This is a genomic window from Nocardioides candidus (genome assembly GCF_041321175.1).
Classification (GTDB): Bacteria; Actinomycetota; Actinomycetes; order Propionibacteriales; family Nocardioidaceae; genus Nocardioides.
Genome location: NZ_JBGGWC010000002.1, coordinates 156,981 through 170,767 on the forward strand (window position 1 = coordinate 156,981; position 13,787 = coordinate 170,767).

At 72.5% G+C, this 13,787-nt stretch carries 15 protein-coding genes; 6 read left to right on the forward strand and 9 right to left on the reverse strand.

Annotation, left to right across the window (positions count from 1 at the left end; all coding sequences use genetic code 11):
- Positions 1 to 71 precede the first annotated feature (71 nt).
- Positions 72 to 743, reverse strand: coding sequence for a lysophospholipid acyltransferase family protein (locus tag ACAX67_RS10550; RefSeq protein WP_370703804.1), 672 nt, complete (start codon positions 741 to 743; stop codon positions 72 to 74).
- Between the two features lie 529 nt (positions 744 to 1,272).
- Here ACAX67_RS10550 and ACAX67_RS10555 point away from each other — a divergent pair.
- Entirely contained in the window at positions 1,273 to 3,759 is a 2,487-nt protein-coding gene (locus ACAX67_RS10555; RefSeq protein WP_370703805.1) for an SCO7613 C-terminal domain-containing membrane protein, read from the forward strand.
- A gap of 44 nt (positions 3,760 to 3,803) precedes the next feature.
- Positions 3,804 to 4,295 (forward strand): thiol peroxidase, encoded by a 492-nt coding sequence (gene tpx / locus ACAX67_RS10560; RefSeq protein ID WP_370703806.1) that lies wholly within the window; start codon positions 3,804 to 3,806, stop codon positions 4,293 to 4,295.
- A gap of 16 nt (positions 4,296 to 4,311) precedes the next feature.
- Here tpx and ACAX67_RS10565 read toward each other — a convergent pair whose 3' ends face one another.
- Positions 4,312 to 4,623 carry an MGMT family protein gene (locus ACAX67_RS10565; protein WP_370703807.1) on the reverse strand — a complete coding sequence of 104 codons (312 nt, stop codon included), beginning with the start codon at positions 4,621 to 4,623 and terminating at the stop codon, positions 4,312 to 4,314.
- Between the two features lie 193 nt (positions 4,624 to 4,816).
- On the reverse strand, positions 4,817 to 6,016 hold the full coding sequence (gene moeZ / locus ACAX67_RS10570; protein ID WP_370703808.1) for an adenylyltransferase/sulfurtransferase MoeZ: 1,200 nt from the start codon (positions 6,014 to 6,016) through the stop codon (positions 4,817 to 4,819).
- Positions 6,017 to 6,204: 188 nt separating this feature from the next.
- Here moeZ and ACAX67_RS10575 point away from each other — a divergent pair, with 188 nt between their 5' ends.
- From ACAX67_RS10575 to ACAX67_RS10590, 4 genes are all read left to right on the forward strand, one after another.
- The gene (locus tag ACAX67_RS10575) at positions 6,205 to 6,840 is read left to right on the forward strand and encodes a TetR/AcrR family transcriptional regulator (RefSeq protein ID WP_370703809.1); all 636 of its coding nucleotides are present in this window, start codon (positions 6,205 to 6,207) and stop codon (positions 6,838 to 6,840) included.
- Between the two features lie 45 nt (positions 6,841 to 6,885).
- Positions 6,886 to 7,113, forward strand: a complete 228-nt coding sequence (locus tag ACAX67_RS10580) for a DUF3107 domain-containing protein (protein ID WP_370703810.1) — start codon at positions 6,886 to 6,888, stop codon at positions 7,111 to 7,113.
- An 89-nt stretch (positions 7,114 to 7,202) separates the two neighbouring features.
- Entirely contained in the window at positions 7,203 to 8,012 is an 810-nt protein-coding gene (locus ACAX67_RS10585) for a PP2C family protein-serine/threonine phosphatase (RefSeq protein ID WP_370703811.1), read from the forward strand.
- Between the two features lie 53 nt (positions 8,013 to 8,065).
- Positions 8,066 to 8,404, forward strand: a complete 339-nt coding sequence (locus tag ACAX67_RS10590) for a hypothetical protein (RefSeq protein WP_370703812.1) — start codon at positions 8,066 to 8,068, stop codon at positions 8,402 to 8,404.
- On the opposite strand, the gene ligD is transcribed toward ACAX67_RS10590, so the two are convergent.
- The 6 genes from ligD to ACAX67_RS10620 are packed head-to-tail and all read right to left on the reverse strand — an operon-like array spanning position 8,401 to position 13,644.
- Positions 8,401 to 9,306 carry a non-homologous end-joining DNA ligase gene (gene ligD / locus ACAX67_RS10595; protein ID WP_370703813.1) on the reverse strand — a complete coding sequence of 302 codons (906 nt, stop codon included), beginning with the start codon at positions 9,304 to 9,306 and terminating at the stop codon, positions 8,401 to 8,403. The genes ACAX67_RS10590 and ligD overlap by 4 nt on opposite strands.
- A complete protein-coding gene (locus tag ACAX67_RS10600) occupies positions 9,303 to 10,244 on the reverse strand; it encodes an ATP-dependent DNA ligase (RefSeq protein ID WP_370703814.1) in 942 nt (313 codons plus the stop codon). Before ACAX67_RS10600 ends, ligD begins: the two co-directional genes overlap by 4 nt.
- Positions 10,241 to 11,446: an L-2-hydroxyglutarate dehydrogenase gene (gene lhgD, locus ACAX67_RS10605; protein ID WP_370703815.1), complete on the reverse strand. Its 1,206-nt coding sequence runs from the start codon at positions 11,444 to 11,446 to the stop codon at positions 10,241 to 10,243. The genes ACAX67_RS10600 and lhgD overlap by 4 nt, the downstream gene beginning before the upstream one ends.
- Positions 11,443 to 12,084 (reverse strand): response regulator, encoded by a 642-nt coding sequence (locus ACAX67_RS10610; RefSeq protein ID WP_370703816.1) that lies wholly within the window; start codon positions 12,082 to 12,084, stop codon positions 11,443 to 11,445. The genes lhgD and ACAX67_RS10610 overlap by 4 nt, the downstream gene beginning before the upstream one ends.
- Positions 12,059 to 13,255 (reverse strand): sensor histidine kinase, encoded by a 1,197-nt coding sequence (locus ACAX67_RS10615; RefSeq protein ID WP_370703817.1) that lies wholly within the window; start codon positions 13,253 to 13,255, stop codon positions 12,059 to 12,061. The genes ACAX67_RS10610 and ACAX67_RS10615 overlap by 26 nt, the downstream gene beginning before the upstream one ends.
- Positions 13,252 to 13,644 (reverse strand): hypothetical protein, encoded by a 393-nt coding sequence (locus ACAX67_RS10620; protein WP_370703818.1) that lies wholly within the window; start codon positions 13,642 to 13,644, stop codon positions 13,252 to 13,254. Before ACAX67_RS10620 ends, ACAX67_RS10615 begins: the two co-directional genes overlap by 4 nt.
- Between the last annotated feature and the right edge of the window lie 143 nt (positions 13,645 to 13,787).

Genomic DNA, 13,787 nt, shown 5'->3' on the forward strand with positions numbered 1-13,787 from the left:
CCCGGCCTCACCTGGGCCACCTCGCGGTGCCGCTCGCGAGCCAGCGCGCTGCCGGCACGAGCACCTCCGCGTCAGTCGTCGAGCACCGGACGGTCGTTGTAGACGCCGGCCGGCTCCTGCCCGGACAGCTCCGCGACGGCGGTCATGATGCGGTCGGTCAGGTCGCGCCGGGCGCGTCCGGGGGCGAGGCCGTCGTACTCGCCTGCAACGGTGATCGGCTCGCCGAACGCCACCGTCACCTTCGCCAGCCGCGGGACCGTCGTGCCGATCGGCTGCAGCCGCTCGGTGCCGACGAGACCGACCGGTACGACGGGCGCACCCGACGTCAGCGCGAGATGGGCCACGCCCGTGCGACCGCGGTAGAGCCGGCCGTCGCGCGAGCGGGTGCCCTCCGGGTAGATGCCGAAGGCCTCGCCGCGGCCGAGCACCTCGAGCGCGGTCACTAGCGAGCCCATCGCCGCCGCGGAGTCGTCGCGGTCGACCGGCAGCATGCCGAGCCCGCCGAACCAGGCCTTCGACAACGCTCCCTTGAGCCCGGTGCCCGTGAAGTAGTCGGACTTCGCGAGGAAGACGACCTTACGCGGCACGACGATCGGGATCACCACGGAGTCGACGAAGCTGAGGTGGTTGCTCGCAAGGATGACCGGCCCCGTCGCCGGCACGCGGTCGAGACCGCGCACGTCGGGCCGCCACACGGCCTTGGCGAGGGGCGGTACGACGGTGTGGAGCGCCTGGTAGAGCACGGCGACGACGCTAGGGGTTACCGGCGGGTCCACCCAAACCGGGTGCCGGACCCCTCCTCGCCGAGGCCGAAAAAGGTGAAGGGCCGTCGTGAGTATGAGTCACAACGGCCCTTCGGTTTGATCGGTACTTGGTGACGCTCCCGATCGATCCGGCCGGCTTGCTGGGATCCCACCGACCGCGTCACCCGGCCCGTGCGGTGCACTCCCCCGTGAGGGTTCGTGCTCCGTGTGGATCCTCGCCTTCCGGCTGATCCCGATCTCCCGGAGGAGCTCGTGGGAGAAGTTGTATGCCCGTTCTCGCAGGGCGCGCAAGGGGTTCGGAGGAGGAAACTCGACGAGTTTCCTGGTTCCGGCGTGTCGTCCACAGCGATGCGCGCAGTGTCCACAGGACAGCGGCGCTTCATCCACAAACTGTGGGCTGGGCTGTGGATGATGGGCGGAGCACTCCGCGGGTTGAGTACCAGTACTCAGCACGGGTCGAGTAGCGCCGCGATGGGCGGCCCGGGGGATTCATGGGGAGATGGATGACATGCGCTACGCCGATCCGTTCCTGTGCCCGGACTGCCGGTCCCCGTTGCCCCGCGGGGCGGCCTCGTGCCCGACCTGCTCCCTCCCCGTGCGGCACCCGCTGGCGGTCGAGCTCTTCGCGACGCTGAAGCACGCCGACGTCCTCGTCGGTCAGCTCCGGGCGACGGTCGCCGAGCCGCTGCCCACTCCGCCGGTCAACGCGCCCGCGGCTCCCGCGCCCGCGGCTCCCGTGATCGGCGGCGTCCTCCCACCCCCTCCTCCCCCGTCGAGGCCTGCGACCGCGCCGGCACCTGTGCCCATGCCCGTGCCCGTGCGCAGCGGCATCGGCATGGCCGCCGTACCGAAGATCCTGCTCGGTCTCGGTGCGCTGTGCCTGCTCGTCGCGGCCATCGTCTTCCTGGCGGTGTCGTGGTCCGTGCTCGGCGTGGGCGGCCGCACCGCCGTGCTGCTGACGCTGACCGCGGCGACCGCCGGCTCCTCGGTCCTGCTCAACCGCTTCCGGCTGCGGGTGGCCGGCGAGTCGATGAGCGTCGTGGCCCTCGGCCTCCTCGGGCTCGACGTGCTCGGTGCGCACGCGGCCGGCTGGTTCGGCGACTCGTCGAGCGGCTGGGCGGTCGCCGCGACCGGTCTGGTGGTGGCGCTCGGCGGCACGGCGATGGCCCTGCCCCGGTTCGACGACGGGCCGCGCCTGGTCGCACCGCAGGTCTTCGTGGGCATCGGCTACCTCCTCGGCTGGACGGGCCTGGTCGCCGCCACCGGCCACGGCCTGGTCGTCGGCAACGGCCTGGTCGTGGTCGGCGCGGGCGTCACCTGGCTCTCGCGCCGGGCGCTCCCCGTGCGGGCGTGGAGCGTCGGCATCGCCACGGCCACGGTCTGGGGTGCCACCGTCCTGCTCGCGATCGGCACCGGCCTGACCGACCTGACCGTGCGCGGCACCTGGGTCGAGGGTGCGGGATGGTCGCTCCTGGTCTCCGCCGCGACCGCCCTCGCACCGGGGCTCGTCACGCGGCGGCGCGACCTCCTCGTGGCCGGCGGGTCGCTCGGCGCCCTGCTCGTCACGATCGCCGCGGTGCTGCCCAGCACCGACGAGTCCGCCGCTGTCGGAGGCGGCGTCGCGCTGGCCGTCACCGCCGCCTGGGTAGTCGCCTACGCTACCCTCCCGGCAGCCGTCCGCGCCGTCGCGCTGGCCCCTGCGGTCGTGGGCTCGTCGATCCTCGTCGCCCTCGACGCGACGGCCGGCGTCGTCGCCCTGCTGCGCATCGCCTCGCTCGATTCGAGCAGCCCGTTCGACGTCGTGCTCCACCGGCCGGACGCGCTCACCGAGCCGCTGCTCACGGTGCCGTCCGCCCTCGTGCCGCTCGCCCTCCTCGCGCTGGTGGTCGCACAGGGCCGGCCGGGCCGCGGTTGGTGGGACACCGGCCTGCTCGTCACCGGCCTCGCCGCCGCGGTCACCCTGGCGTCGTACGACGTCGCGCTGGTCTCCGTCATCGTCACCCTCGACCTCGTGGCGGTCGCAGCGCTCGTCGTGGCGCTCACCGCCCCGGGCACGCGCCACACCGTGCTCGGCGTGGCGGCGCTGGTGGTGGGCTGGGTGAGCGTGGTGCTGGCGCTGTTCAGCACGCCCGTCGTGGTCGTCGCAGCAGTGACGGTCACCGGCCTCGCCGTGGTCCTGCACCTCGTCGGTCGGTCCGCCCAGCTGCGGGCCCTCGGCGCCGTCGCACTGTCCCCCGCTCTCGCGGTCCTGGTCTGGTCGGCGGGCAGCGCGGCCGGTGTCGACGCGGCGCTCCTGGGTGGTCCCCTCCTGCTGCTCCTCGGCGTCCTGGCCGTCGCCCGGCCGCGCCTGGAGATCGAGCTCCCCGCCGCCGCGGTGGCTCTCGTCGCCGTGCCTCCCGCGATCTTCGCCGCCGACGACCCCGACGGCTCGCTCGCGCTGCACCTCGTGGTGCTCGGCGTGGTCCTCTCGGCCTCGGCGCTGCTCCACGAGTCGCGCCGCGCGCTGGTGTGGGCGGCACTCCCGGTCTTCACGCTCGCGTCGTGGGTCTGGTTCGGCGATCAGGACGTCAGCGCGCCGGAGCCGTACCTGCTGCCGTTGGCGGTGGCCCTCACCGTCATCGGGCTCGTCCACCTGCGCCGCCACCCCGACGCCGGCACGGAGCTGGCGCTGCTGCCCGGGCTGCTGCTCGGCACCCTCCCCTCGCTGCTGCTCGTCCTCGGCGACCCGCTGTCGACCCGCGCGCTGGTCCTCGGTGCCGCCTGCCTGGTGCTGACGGTCGTCGGCGCGGCGCTGCGGTGGAGCGCGCCGCTGCTCGTCGGTTCCGCGGTCGGTGCGCTGGTCGTCCTCCGCGAGCTCGGGCCCTACGCCGGCGAGGTGCCGCAGTGGGTCTGGATCGGTCTCGCCGGTGCGCTGCTGACGACGGTCGGCATCACGTGGGAGCGGCGGCTGCTCGAGGTGCGGCAGGCCGTGGGGCAGCTCGGCCGCCTGCGGTGACCTGGCGCCGAGGCGCCGGGCACCGACCTGCTAGGAATGGCGCCATGGCTACCACTGCACTCGGCGGCAACCCCGTCACCACCGTCGGCGACCTCCCCGCGACCGGCTCGGCCGCGCCCGCGTTCGAGCTGGTCGGGTCCGACTTCAGCACGATCACCCTCCCCGAGGGGCAGCGTGCCGTGCTGAACATCTTCCCGAGCGTCGACACCGGCGTCTGCGCGGCGAGCGTCCGCCGCTTCAACGAGCTCGCGTCCGGCCTGGAGAACACCACGGTCATCAACGTCTCCCACGACCTGCCGATGGCGCAGGCCCGCTTCTGCGGCGCCGAGGGCATCGACAACGTCCAGGTCGGATCGGCCTTCCGCTCCAGCTTCGGCCAGGACTACGGCGTCACCCTCCAGGACGGCAAGTTCGCGGGCCTGCTGGCGCGCGCGGTCGTCGTCGTCGACAGCGACGGCACGGTCGTCCACAGCCAGCTCGTCCCTGAGATCGGCACCGAGCCCGACTACGACGCGGCCGTCGCCGCCCTGGGCTGACCCGACCGCAGCCCGATCACTCCTCCGGCACGGCCGGGTCCCAGAACGCCTCGCGCATCCGGACCCGGCCGTGTCCGTTGCGCGGCGTGCCCTCCTCGGCGTAGTGCCCGTCGGCGGTGCCCTCGTGGCACGGCGGCGGTGAGCCGTCGGCGCGCACCACGCGCCACCACGGCACCGGGCCGCCGTGGTGCGACATGACCCAGCCGACCTGGCGAGGTCCGCCGCCGACGTGCGCAGCGATCGTGCCGTAGGTGGTCACCCGGCCGGGCGGGACCGCCTCGACGCACGACAGCACCTGCTCGACGTACTCCGCCCTCACCCGGTCCACGCCGTCCATCCTGCCCGGAGCCACCCCCAGGTACGCCGAGAGCCCCGTCGCTGTGGCGACGAGGCTCTCAGGTGCTCCCTCGGTGCGGTGTACGACCGGAGATCCAGGACGCGGTCCCGGGGACACGAGAAACCGCAGTCATCGAGGTCAACGACGACCGCACCGACCGGTTACGGGTGGGGCTCCCGTGACGTCAGTACGCCGGCTGGCTGGGGTCGATCTGGTTGACCCATGCCACGACGCCCCCACCGACGTGGACGGCGTCGGCGTAGCCGGCACCCTTCACGATGGCGAGCGTCTCGGCCGATCGGACGCCGGTCTTGCAGTACATGACGACCTGCTTGTCGGCGGGCAGCTTCTCCAGCGCGGACCCGTTGAGGAACTCGTTCTTCGGGATGAGCACCGAGCCGGGGACCTTGTTGATCTCGTACTCGACCGGCTCCCGCACGTCGACGAGGACGAAGTCGCGGGTGCCCTCCTCGCGCTCCTTGAGCATGTGCTCCAGCGTGCCGACCGAGATCGTCGAGTCGGCGGCCGCGTCGGCGGCCTCCTCGGAGATCGCACCGCAGAAGTACTCGTAGTCGATGAGCTCGGTGACCGACGGGTTCTCGCCGCAGAGCGCGCAGTTGGGGTCCTTGCGGACCTTCAGCTTGCGATACTCCATCTCGAGGGCGTCGTAGATCATCAGCTTGCCGATGAGCGGGTCGCCGATGCCGGCCAGCAGCTTGATGGCCTCGTTGACCTGGATCGAGCCGATGCTCGCGCACAGCACGCCCAGCACGCCGCCCTCGGCGCAGCTCGGGACCATGCCCGGCGGGGGCGGCTCGGGGTAGAGGCAGCGGTAGCAGGGAGCGTCGTCGGCCATCGTGGGCGCGAAGACCGAGGCCTGGCCGTCGAAGCGGTAGATCGAGCCCCAGACGTAGGGGATCCCGAGGAAGTACGCCGCGTCGTTGACGAGGTAGCGGGTGGCGAAGTTGTCGGTGCCGTCGACGATCAGGTCGTAGCCCTTGAAGATCTCGAAGACGTTGTCGTTGTCGAGGCGCTCGTTGTGGACCACGACGTTGACGTAGGGGTTGACCTCGGCGATCGACTCCTTGGCGGACTCGGCCTTGGGCCGGTCGATGTCGCTGACGCCGTGGATGATCTGGCGCTGGAGGTTGGACTCGTCGACGGTGTCGAACTCCACGATGCCGAGCGTCCCGACCCCGGCCGCCGCCAGGTAGAGCAGCGCAGGGCTCCCCAGGCCGCCGGCGCCGATGACCAGCACCTTGGCGTTCTTGAGCCGCTTCTGCCCGGCCATGCCCACGTCGGGGATGATCAGGTGGCGGCTGTAGCGACGGACCTCGTCGATGGTCAGCTCGTCGGCCGGCTCGACCAGCGGCGCAAAGCTCACGGTGTGCTCCTCGTCGGATGTCTGCGGATGCCGCTGCTCGCGGCGGTCTGGGCTTAACAGCGGCGCCAGCCCTCCTGTTCCCCCCGCGCTCCATCGTCCCTGGCGGCCCCGAGGCGGCCCGACACGTCCCGTCATCCGGACCCGGGGGGTTGCCGGGTCCCGGACCTACTCGGGAGTAGGGTTGCGGCGTGGTCAGCAGGTCGTACGGCGTCGAGGACCCGCGCCGCCCCCGGGGAATCAGGCTGCCGCGCCGCGAGCGCCGCGCCCAGCTGCTCGCCTCCGCGCTGGAGGTGTTCGTCGCCCACGGCTACCACGCCGCCGCGATGGACGACATCGCCGAGCGCGCCGGCGTCTCCAAGCCCGTGCTCTACCAGCACTTCCCGGGCAAGCTCGAGCTCTATCTCGCCCTGCTCGACGACGCCTGCGACACGATCATCGCGAACTGCCGCGCGGCGCTGGAGTCGACCAACGACAACAAGCAGCGGGTCGCGGCCGCGATGGACGCCTTCTACGCCTACGTCGCCCACGACGCCGGTGCCTTCCGGCTGGTCTTCGAGTCCGACCTGACCAGCGAGCCCGCCGTGCGCGAGCACGTCGACCGGGTCACCATCGAGTGCGCCGGGATGATCACCGAGGTGATCTCCGAGGACACCGGGCTCCCGGCGGCCGCCGCCCGCCTTCTCGCCGTCTCGCTCGTCGGCATCAGCCAGGTCAGCGCGCGCTTCTGGCTCACCGACTCCGGCGGGCTCTCCCGCGAGCAGGCCGTCGAGCTCGTCTCGGGCCTGGCCTGGCGCGGCATCCGCGGCTATCCGCTCACCGACTAGGCTCGGTTCGACGGGCGACAGCCCGGCCAGGCAAGTGAGAAGGAGATGACCGTGGAGGTCAAGATCGGCGTGCAGTACGCCGCCCGCGAGCTGACCGTCGAGACCGACGAGACCCCCGACGCGATCGAGAAGCTCGTGACCGAAGCGATCGGCACCGGTGGGGTCGTCACGCTCACCGACAACAAGGGCCAGCGCACCGTCGTGCCTGCCGAGAAGATCGCCTACGTCCACATCGGTCGCAGCAGCGCCGGGCAGGTCGGCTTCCGCTCCTAGCCCGAGCTGATCCACCGGGAACTCATCGCCCTCCCCTAGCCGTTGGACAGGCAACACGGGCACACTCGGGCGTGGAAGGGGTGAGGGAGATGCTGCAGTTCCGCTACTCCGCCGAGAGCGACACCGGACGGGTGCGCGACAACAACGAGGACGCGGGCTTCGCGGGTCCCTACCTCCTGTGCATCGCCGACGGCGTCGGCGGCGCGGCAGCGGGCGAGGTGGCATCGGCCACGGCGTCGTACGTCGTCAGCGCGCGAGCGCTCGCCCACCCCGGCTTCGACCCGATGCGCCTGCTCGAGGCGGCCACCGAGGAGGCCCACCACCAGCTGGTGATCGGCGTGGAGGCCGACCAGCGGCGGGTCGGGATGGCGACCACCCTCACCGCGATCCTCACCGACGGGGAGCGCACCGCGCTCTCCCACGTGGGCGACTCGCGCGCCTACCTGCTGCGCGACGGCGCGTTCAGCCGCCTCACCCACGACATGACGATGGTGCAGGCCGCCGTCGACGCCGGTCGGATGACGCCCGCCGAGGCGGCAGCGTCGCCCTACCGCAACGTCGTGCTCCAGGCCGTCGACGCGACCAGCGCGCCGATCCCCGACCTGCTCTGGCTCGACCTCGAGCCGGGCGACCGGCTGCTGCTGTGCAGCGACGGTCTCACCGACTACCTGCCCGAAGGGCTCATCGCGCAGCTCGCCGCCATCCCGTCGAGCCGGCTGGCCACCGCCAACCTCGTGCGCGCCGCGCTCGACGCCGGCAGCCGCGACAACGTCACGGTGATCGTCGCCGACGTCGTCGACGAGCCGGCCGTGGTGGGCAGCGGGGCGGTGCTCGGCGCCGCCGCCGATCCCGGCAACCTGGTGGACCCCGCGGCGATCCGCCCGCTCCGCTCCGCCTGATTCCAGCGGGAAACCCTGGCGCCGGTGTCCTGGGTCGGTCCTATGCTGGAGGCATGAACACGTCGTCGTACGAGTACGCGCGCCTGTGGCTGCCGCTCTATGACGCCAACACGCTGTCGGTCGCGCGACCGGTCTACCTCATCGAGGGCGCCGACGGCTTCGAGGGCATCGTGTCCGAGAAGAACACCACGCTGATCGGCGTGCTCAACGAGCTCGGCCGCGAGGGCTGGCTCGTCGACACCACCCCGATCCGGGTCACCGCACCCTCGCCGGAGTTCCAGCTGCTCATCGACGCCACGCTCGACGAGGTCGACGGCGGCTCGCTCAGCGAGGCCGACTCCGGCGCCGTCAGCGAGTTCGACGTCTACGGGATGCGCAGGCAGCTTTCCTAGTCGAGGTCGGGGGCGAAGAGGTCGCCGTACTCCTCGACGCGCTGCAGCACCTCGGTCATGCCGAACTGCTCGAGGCCCAGCTCGTCGTCGGCACCCGCCGCGACCTCGTCCCAGGTGACGGGCGTGGCGACGGTGGGACGGTCGCGGCCGCGGAGCGAGTACGGCGAGATCGTGGTCTTCGAGCCGGCGTTCTGCGACCAGTCGAAGAAGACCTTCCCCCGGCGCTTGGCCTTCGTCATGGTGGCCGTGACCAGGGAGCCGTGGGCCGCTGCGAGCTCCTCGGCGATCTCCTTGGCGACGCCGCTGACCTCCTCCGAGGGCAGGTAGGAGGACAGGTCGGCGTAGAGGTGCAGTCCCTTGCTCCCCGACGTCACCGGACGCGGGTCGAGGCCCCGGGAGGCGAGCACCTCGCGGGCGACCAGCGCGACGCGGCAGCACTCGTGCAGGCCGGCGGGCTCCCCCGGGTCGAGGTCGACGACCAGGCGGTCGGCACCGAGCGGCTCGTCCGAGGAGTCGACCGTCCACTGGTGCACGTGCAGCTCGAGCGCCGCGAGGTTGACCATCCACATCAAGGTGGCGAGGTCCTCCACGATCGGGAAGACCAGCGTGTCGCCGTGCCGGCTGGTGCCGCGCGAGCCGGTCGTCGGCACCTCGGCGGTGCGCACCCACGACGGCGTGCCCGGCGGCACGTTCTTCTCGAAGAAGCTCATCGTCTGCACACCGTGCGGCCACCGGATCCGGGTCACCGGGCGCCCGGCGAGGTGCGGCAGCAGGACCGGCGCGATGCGGGCGTAGTAGTCGAGGACCTCGCCCTTCGTGGTGCCGGTCGCCGGGTAGAGCACCTTGTCGAGGTTGCTCAGCTTGAGCGTGCGTCCCTCGACGTCGACGTGGACCTCGGTCATCCCTCCACCAGCTCCTCCGGGGTCAGGTCGCTGCGCACGCCCTGGTACGACGGCTGGCGGAGCCGCTCGTAGCCGGCGCCGTGGGTGTCGACGTCCACCACCAGGACGGGCTCCAGCCACGAGGTGCCGGCGGCGTCGACGCGCGGCACCTCGTCGGCGAACGGGCTGGTCGTGCGGGCCAGCCCGGCGACGAGCTCGGTCAGGACCCTCGACTGCTTCGGCCCGATCCCGCTGCCCACCCGACCGCGGTAGAGCAGGCCGTCCGGCGTCGGTCGGCCCACGAGCAGGGAGGCGAGGTGGGTGCCGCCGGTCTGCGGCCGCCAGCCGCCGACGACGTAGGACGCCCGGTGGCGGTGCGCGAATTTCAGCCAGTGCGGGCTGCGCTCCCCCGGCCGGTAGCGCGAGTCGACGCGCTTGCTCACGATGCCCTCGAGCCCCTGCGCCTTGGTGGCGTCGAAGAGCATGCCGCCGTCGTCGTACTCACTCGGCACCTGCCAGCCCGAGCCGCCGAGGTCCAGGGCCTCGAGGCGCGCCCGGCGCTCGGCGAGCGGCAGCGCGGTGAGGTCCTCGGCGCCGAGGCGGAGCAGGTCGAAGACCATGTAGGTCGCAGGGACCCGCTCGGCGAGGCGCGCCACCGCCGTGGCCTTGCGGACGTGGATCCGCTCCGCCAGCACGCGGAAGTCGGGGAGGCCGCGCTCGTTGAGCGCGATGATCTCGCCGTCAACGACCAGGTCGCCGGTGCCCGGCCGCCTGATGAGCTCCGGCCATGCGCCGGAGATGTCGTTGCCGTTGCGGCTGACCATCCGCACCCCGCCGCCGCCGACCGTGGTGATCGCGCGGACGCCGTCCCACTTGACCTCGTGGCGCCACTCCTCTCCGGCCGGCACGTGGGTCCCGGGGGTGGCGAGCATGGGCAGGAGCACGGGTCCAGTCTTCACCAGACCATCCGATCCACGACGTAGGCCGCGATGGCGAGGCTCGAGGTCGCTGCCGGCGAGGGCGCGTTGCGCACGCTCGTGACGCCGGCTCCGGCCACGATCGCGAAGTCGTCGAGGAGCGCGCCGTCGCGGGCGACCGCCTGGGCCCGTACGCCGGCCCCGGCCCGCTCGACGTCCTCCGGACCGATGGCGGGCACGTAGCGCTGCGCGTCGCGCAGGTAGGCACGGGTCGAGAGGGACCCGCGCACCTCGCGGACGCCGGTGCGCCAGTGGGTGCGCGCCATCCGCCAGAACCCCGGGTGCGCCAGCGTCGCCGCCGCGTCGCCGAGCCGGACATGGGGGCGGACGCCGTACCCCTCCCGGTCGAGCGCGAGCACGGCGTTGGGTCCGACCTCGAGCCCGCCGCCGGTGCGGCGCGTGAAGTGCACGCCGAGGAACGGGTAGCGCGGGTCGGGGACCGGGTAGACCATGCCGCGCACGAGGTCCTGCTTCGCGGGCGTGACGCGGAGGTACTCGCCGCGGAAGGGCACGATGCGCGGCTCGCGCTCACCGTCCACCCGCCGGCCGAGCCGGTCGGACTGCAGGCCGGCGCAGAGCACCACCTGGTCGACGTGGTGGACCTCGCCGCGGTCGGTGACGACCTGGAGGCGGCTGCCGCGGCCGGAGCGGTGCACGTCGGTCACGGCGGTCGAGAGCAGGACCTCTCCCCCTGCCGCGACGACCTCCTGAGCCATCCGCCGTGCGATCGCGACGTAGTCGGTGATCGCCGTGTGCGGGGAGTGGAGAGCAGCCAGGCCGGTGGCGTGCGGCTCGATCTCGCCGATCTGCTCGCGGCTGATGCGGCGCAGGCCGGGGACGCCGTTGTCGGCGGCCGTGCGCTCCAGCGCGTCGAACCGCCCCATCTCGGTGGGGTCGACCGCAACGACGAGCTTGCCGCACTCGTCGTAGGGCAGCGCGTGCTCCGCGCAGTAGTCGCGGAGCAGCACCCGTCCGCGTGCGCAGAGCTCGGCCTTGAGGCTGCCGGGGCGGTAGTAGATGCCCGCGTGGACCACCCCGGAGTTGTGGCCGGTCTGGTGCGCGGCGACCCGGTCCTCCTTCTCGAGCACCGTGACCCCTACGTCCGGGAAGCGGCGGGTGATCTCCCGCGCTACGGCGAGACCCACGATGCCGCCGCCCACGACGGCGATGGTCGACGCACTCATGACGCCTCGGTGTGGAGCCCCGCCTCCCGCGCGAGGACGATCGCCTGCGCGCGGTCGGCGACGGCCAGCTTGACGAAGATCCGGCTGACGTAGTTCTGCACCGTCTTCACGCTGAGGTAGAGCTCGCCGGCGATCTCGCCGTTCGTCCGGCCGAGCGACATCAGCCGCAGGGTGGCGCGTTCGCTGTCCGTGAGCTCGGGGAAGGAGCGCGCGTCCGAGGTCCGGTCGAGAAGCTCGGCGAGCCGATCCGCGACGTCCCGTCCGATGACGGCGTCGCCACGCGCGACCATGGCGATGGCTCTCACGAGCTCGTCCGGCTCCAGGTCCTTGAGCAGGTAACCCCGCGCCCCCGCGCGCAGCGCCGTGCGCACGGCCGGCTCGTCGTCACGCATCGTGAGCACCAGGATCGCGGCCCCCGGCGCAGCCGCCCTGACCCCCGGGATGGCCTCCAGGCCGGACCCGCCGGGCATCTCGAGATCCAGCAGGACCAGGTCCGGCTGCAGCGCGCTTGCCGCGGACACCGCTTCGACGCCGCTCGCCGCCTCGCCCACGACCTCGGCTGCGTCGATCGTGTCGACCAGCGCTCTGACCCCGCTGCGGAACAGGGCATGGTCATCGACGACGAGCACCCTGATCATGGCCACCTCCGCACGGGATCTCTGCCGCGACGCGGGTGCCGCCACCGGGCACGGCGCGGATCGTCAACGAGCCGCCCAGCTCCTCCGCGCGTTGCCGCATCGAGGAGAGACCGACGCCCGCAACCGTGTCCGCGCTCAGCCCGATCCCGTCGTCGTCGACCACGACCAGAGCATGCCCGTCCTCGACGCTGATCCGCACGGCGACCCGGCTCGCGGACGCATGCCGCACGGCGTTGCGGATGGCCTCGGTGGCGATCCGGAAGAACGCGACCTCGATCGCCGCGGGGAGATGCTCCTCGGTGCCGGCGACGGTGACGCGCGTCGTCTCCACCGCTGCCGCACCTCGTTCGAGGGCTCCTCGGAGCCCGAGGTCGTCGAGCAGCGGCGGCCGGAGGTCGTAGACGATCCGGCGCAGCTCGCTCGAGGCCTGCTGCATGCTCTGCAGCAGGAGCTCGATCGATGCCTCGATCGCAGGATCCGGTGCGGTCCTCCTCTGAAGAGCCTTCAGCTGGAGGTTGATCGATGCGAGGGACGGCGCGAAGCCGTCGTGGAGATCGTTGCGGATCCGCTGCCGCTCCTCCTCTCGCGCGGTCACGAGGTCGGTGCGGGCCCGGGCGAGCTGCGCGGTCGCCTGCTCGGCGATCAGGCGCAGGGCGACCTGGCCGCCGAGGTCGCGCAGCAGTCGTCGGTCCGCCGCGGAGAGCTGGGCACCGGGACGCCGGGCGCAGGTCCGGAGCGTGCCCAGCACCTCCTCGCCGTACCGGATCGAGAGCACGACCGGGTCGGCACCCGGGACCGGGACGCCTACCCGGTCGACCGACCCGTCCACCTCGACCTCCACGAACGGGAGCCCCACCGCGTGGGCGATGGCAGCAGCCGCCGAGGTCGTGCTGGGCGCCGGGGTCGAGAGCGCGACGATGGTCTCGTAGGGCTCGCGTCGTTGGTCGAGCAGCTCGTGCACCCCGGGCACCAGCCACCTCCGCAGCGGCTCCTCCGCCAGCACGACGGCGCCGAGGGCGACGAGGTGCGGCCACCGGAGGTCGATCGGGCCGTCCGCTCCGAGCACCGCACCGACGACGACGTACGTCGTCAGCAGCGCGGCCACGAGCAGCGCCACGACGAGCAGCAGGCGCACCGCCCGCTGACTCGTCGAGACGAGCGCTGTCGTCATGCCTCGGCAGGTTCCCGGACGTCCCGCCGCAGCAGCAGGTAGATCACCAGGACGGCCGCCACCACGCTGAGGATGGCCAGGGAGCGGAGCGTCAGGTCCGACGCGGTGACTCCGAACAGCGATCCGAGGCCGTCGAGCGCACGGACGCCGATCGTCAGCAGCGAGCCCCAGCGCTCCCCGCGCCAGATGCCGATGCTGCCGACGAGACCGAGGACACCGAGCACCACGCCGACGACCAGTGCCGCGAAGGGCGGCTGGTCACCGCGGTCGGCGACCCCGTCGGCGCCGAGGGACAGGGGCGCGATCGAGACGGCGAGCCCGACCATGCTGATGATCGCGTTGATCACCGCGGCGGCCGCCTTGGAGACGGAGATTCGCAGAGCAGACATGACGGACCCACTTTCGCATCGCGAGACCCGGTCGGTCTCGACGTCGCCAAGACTCGCGAGGCACCCTTCCCACGCACAGGAGGGCAGGTTCCTCCGCCGCCGGGAGATCGTGGGGGAAGTCGCGAGGCAGCGGCACGTCGGCG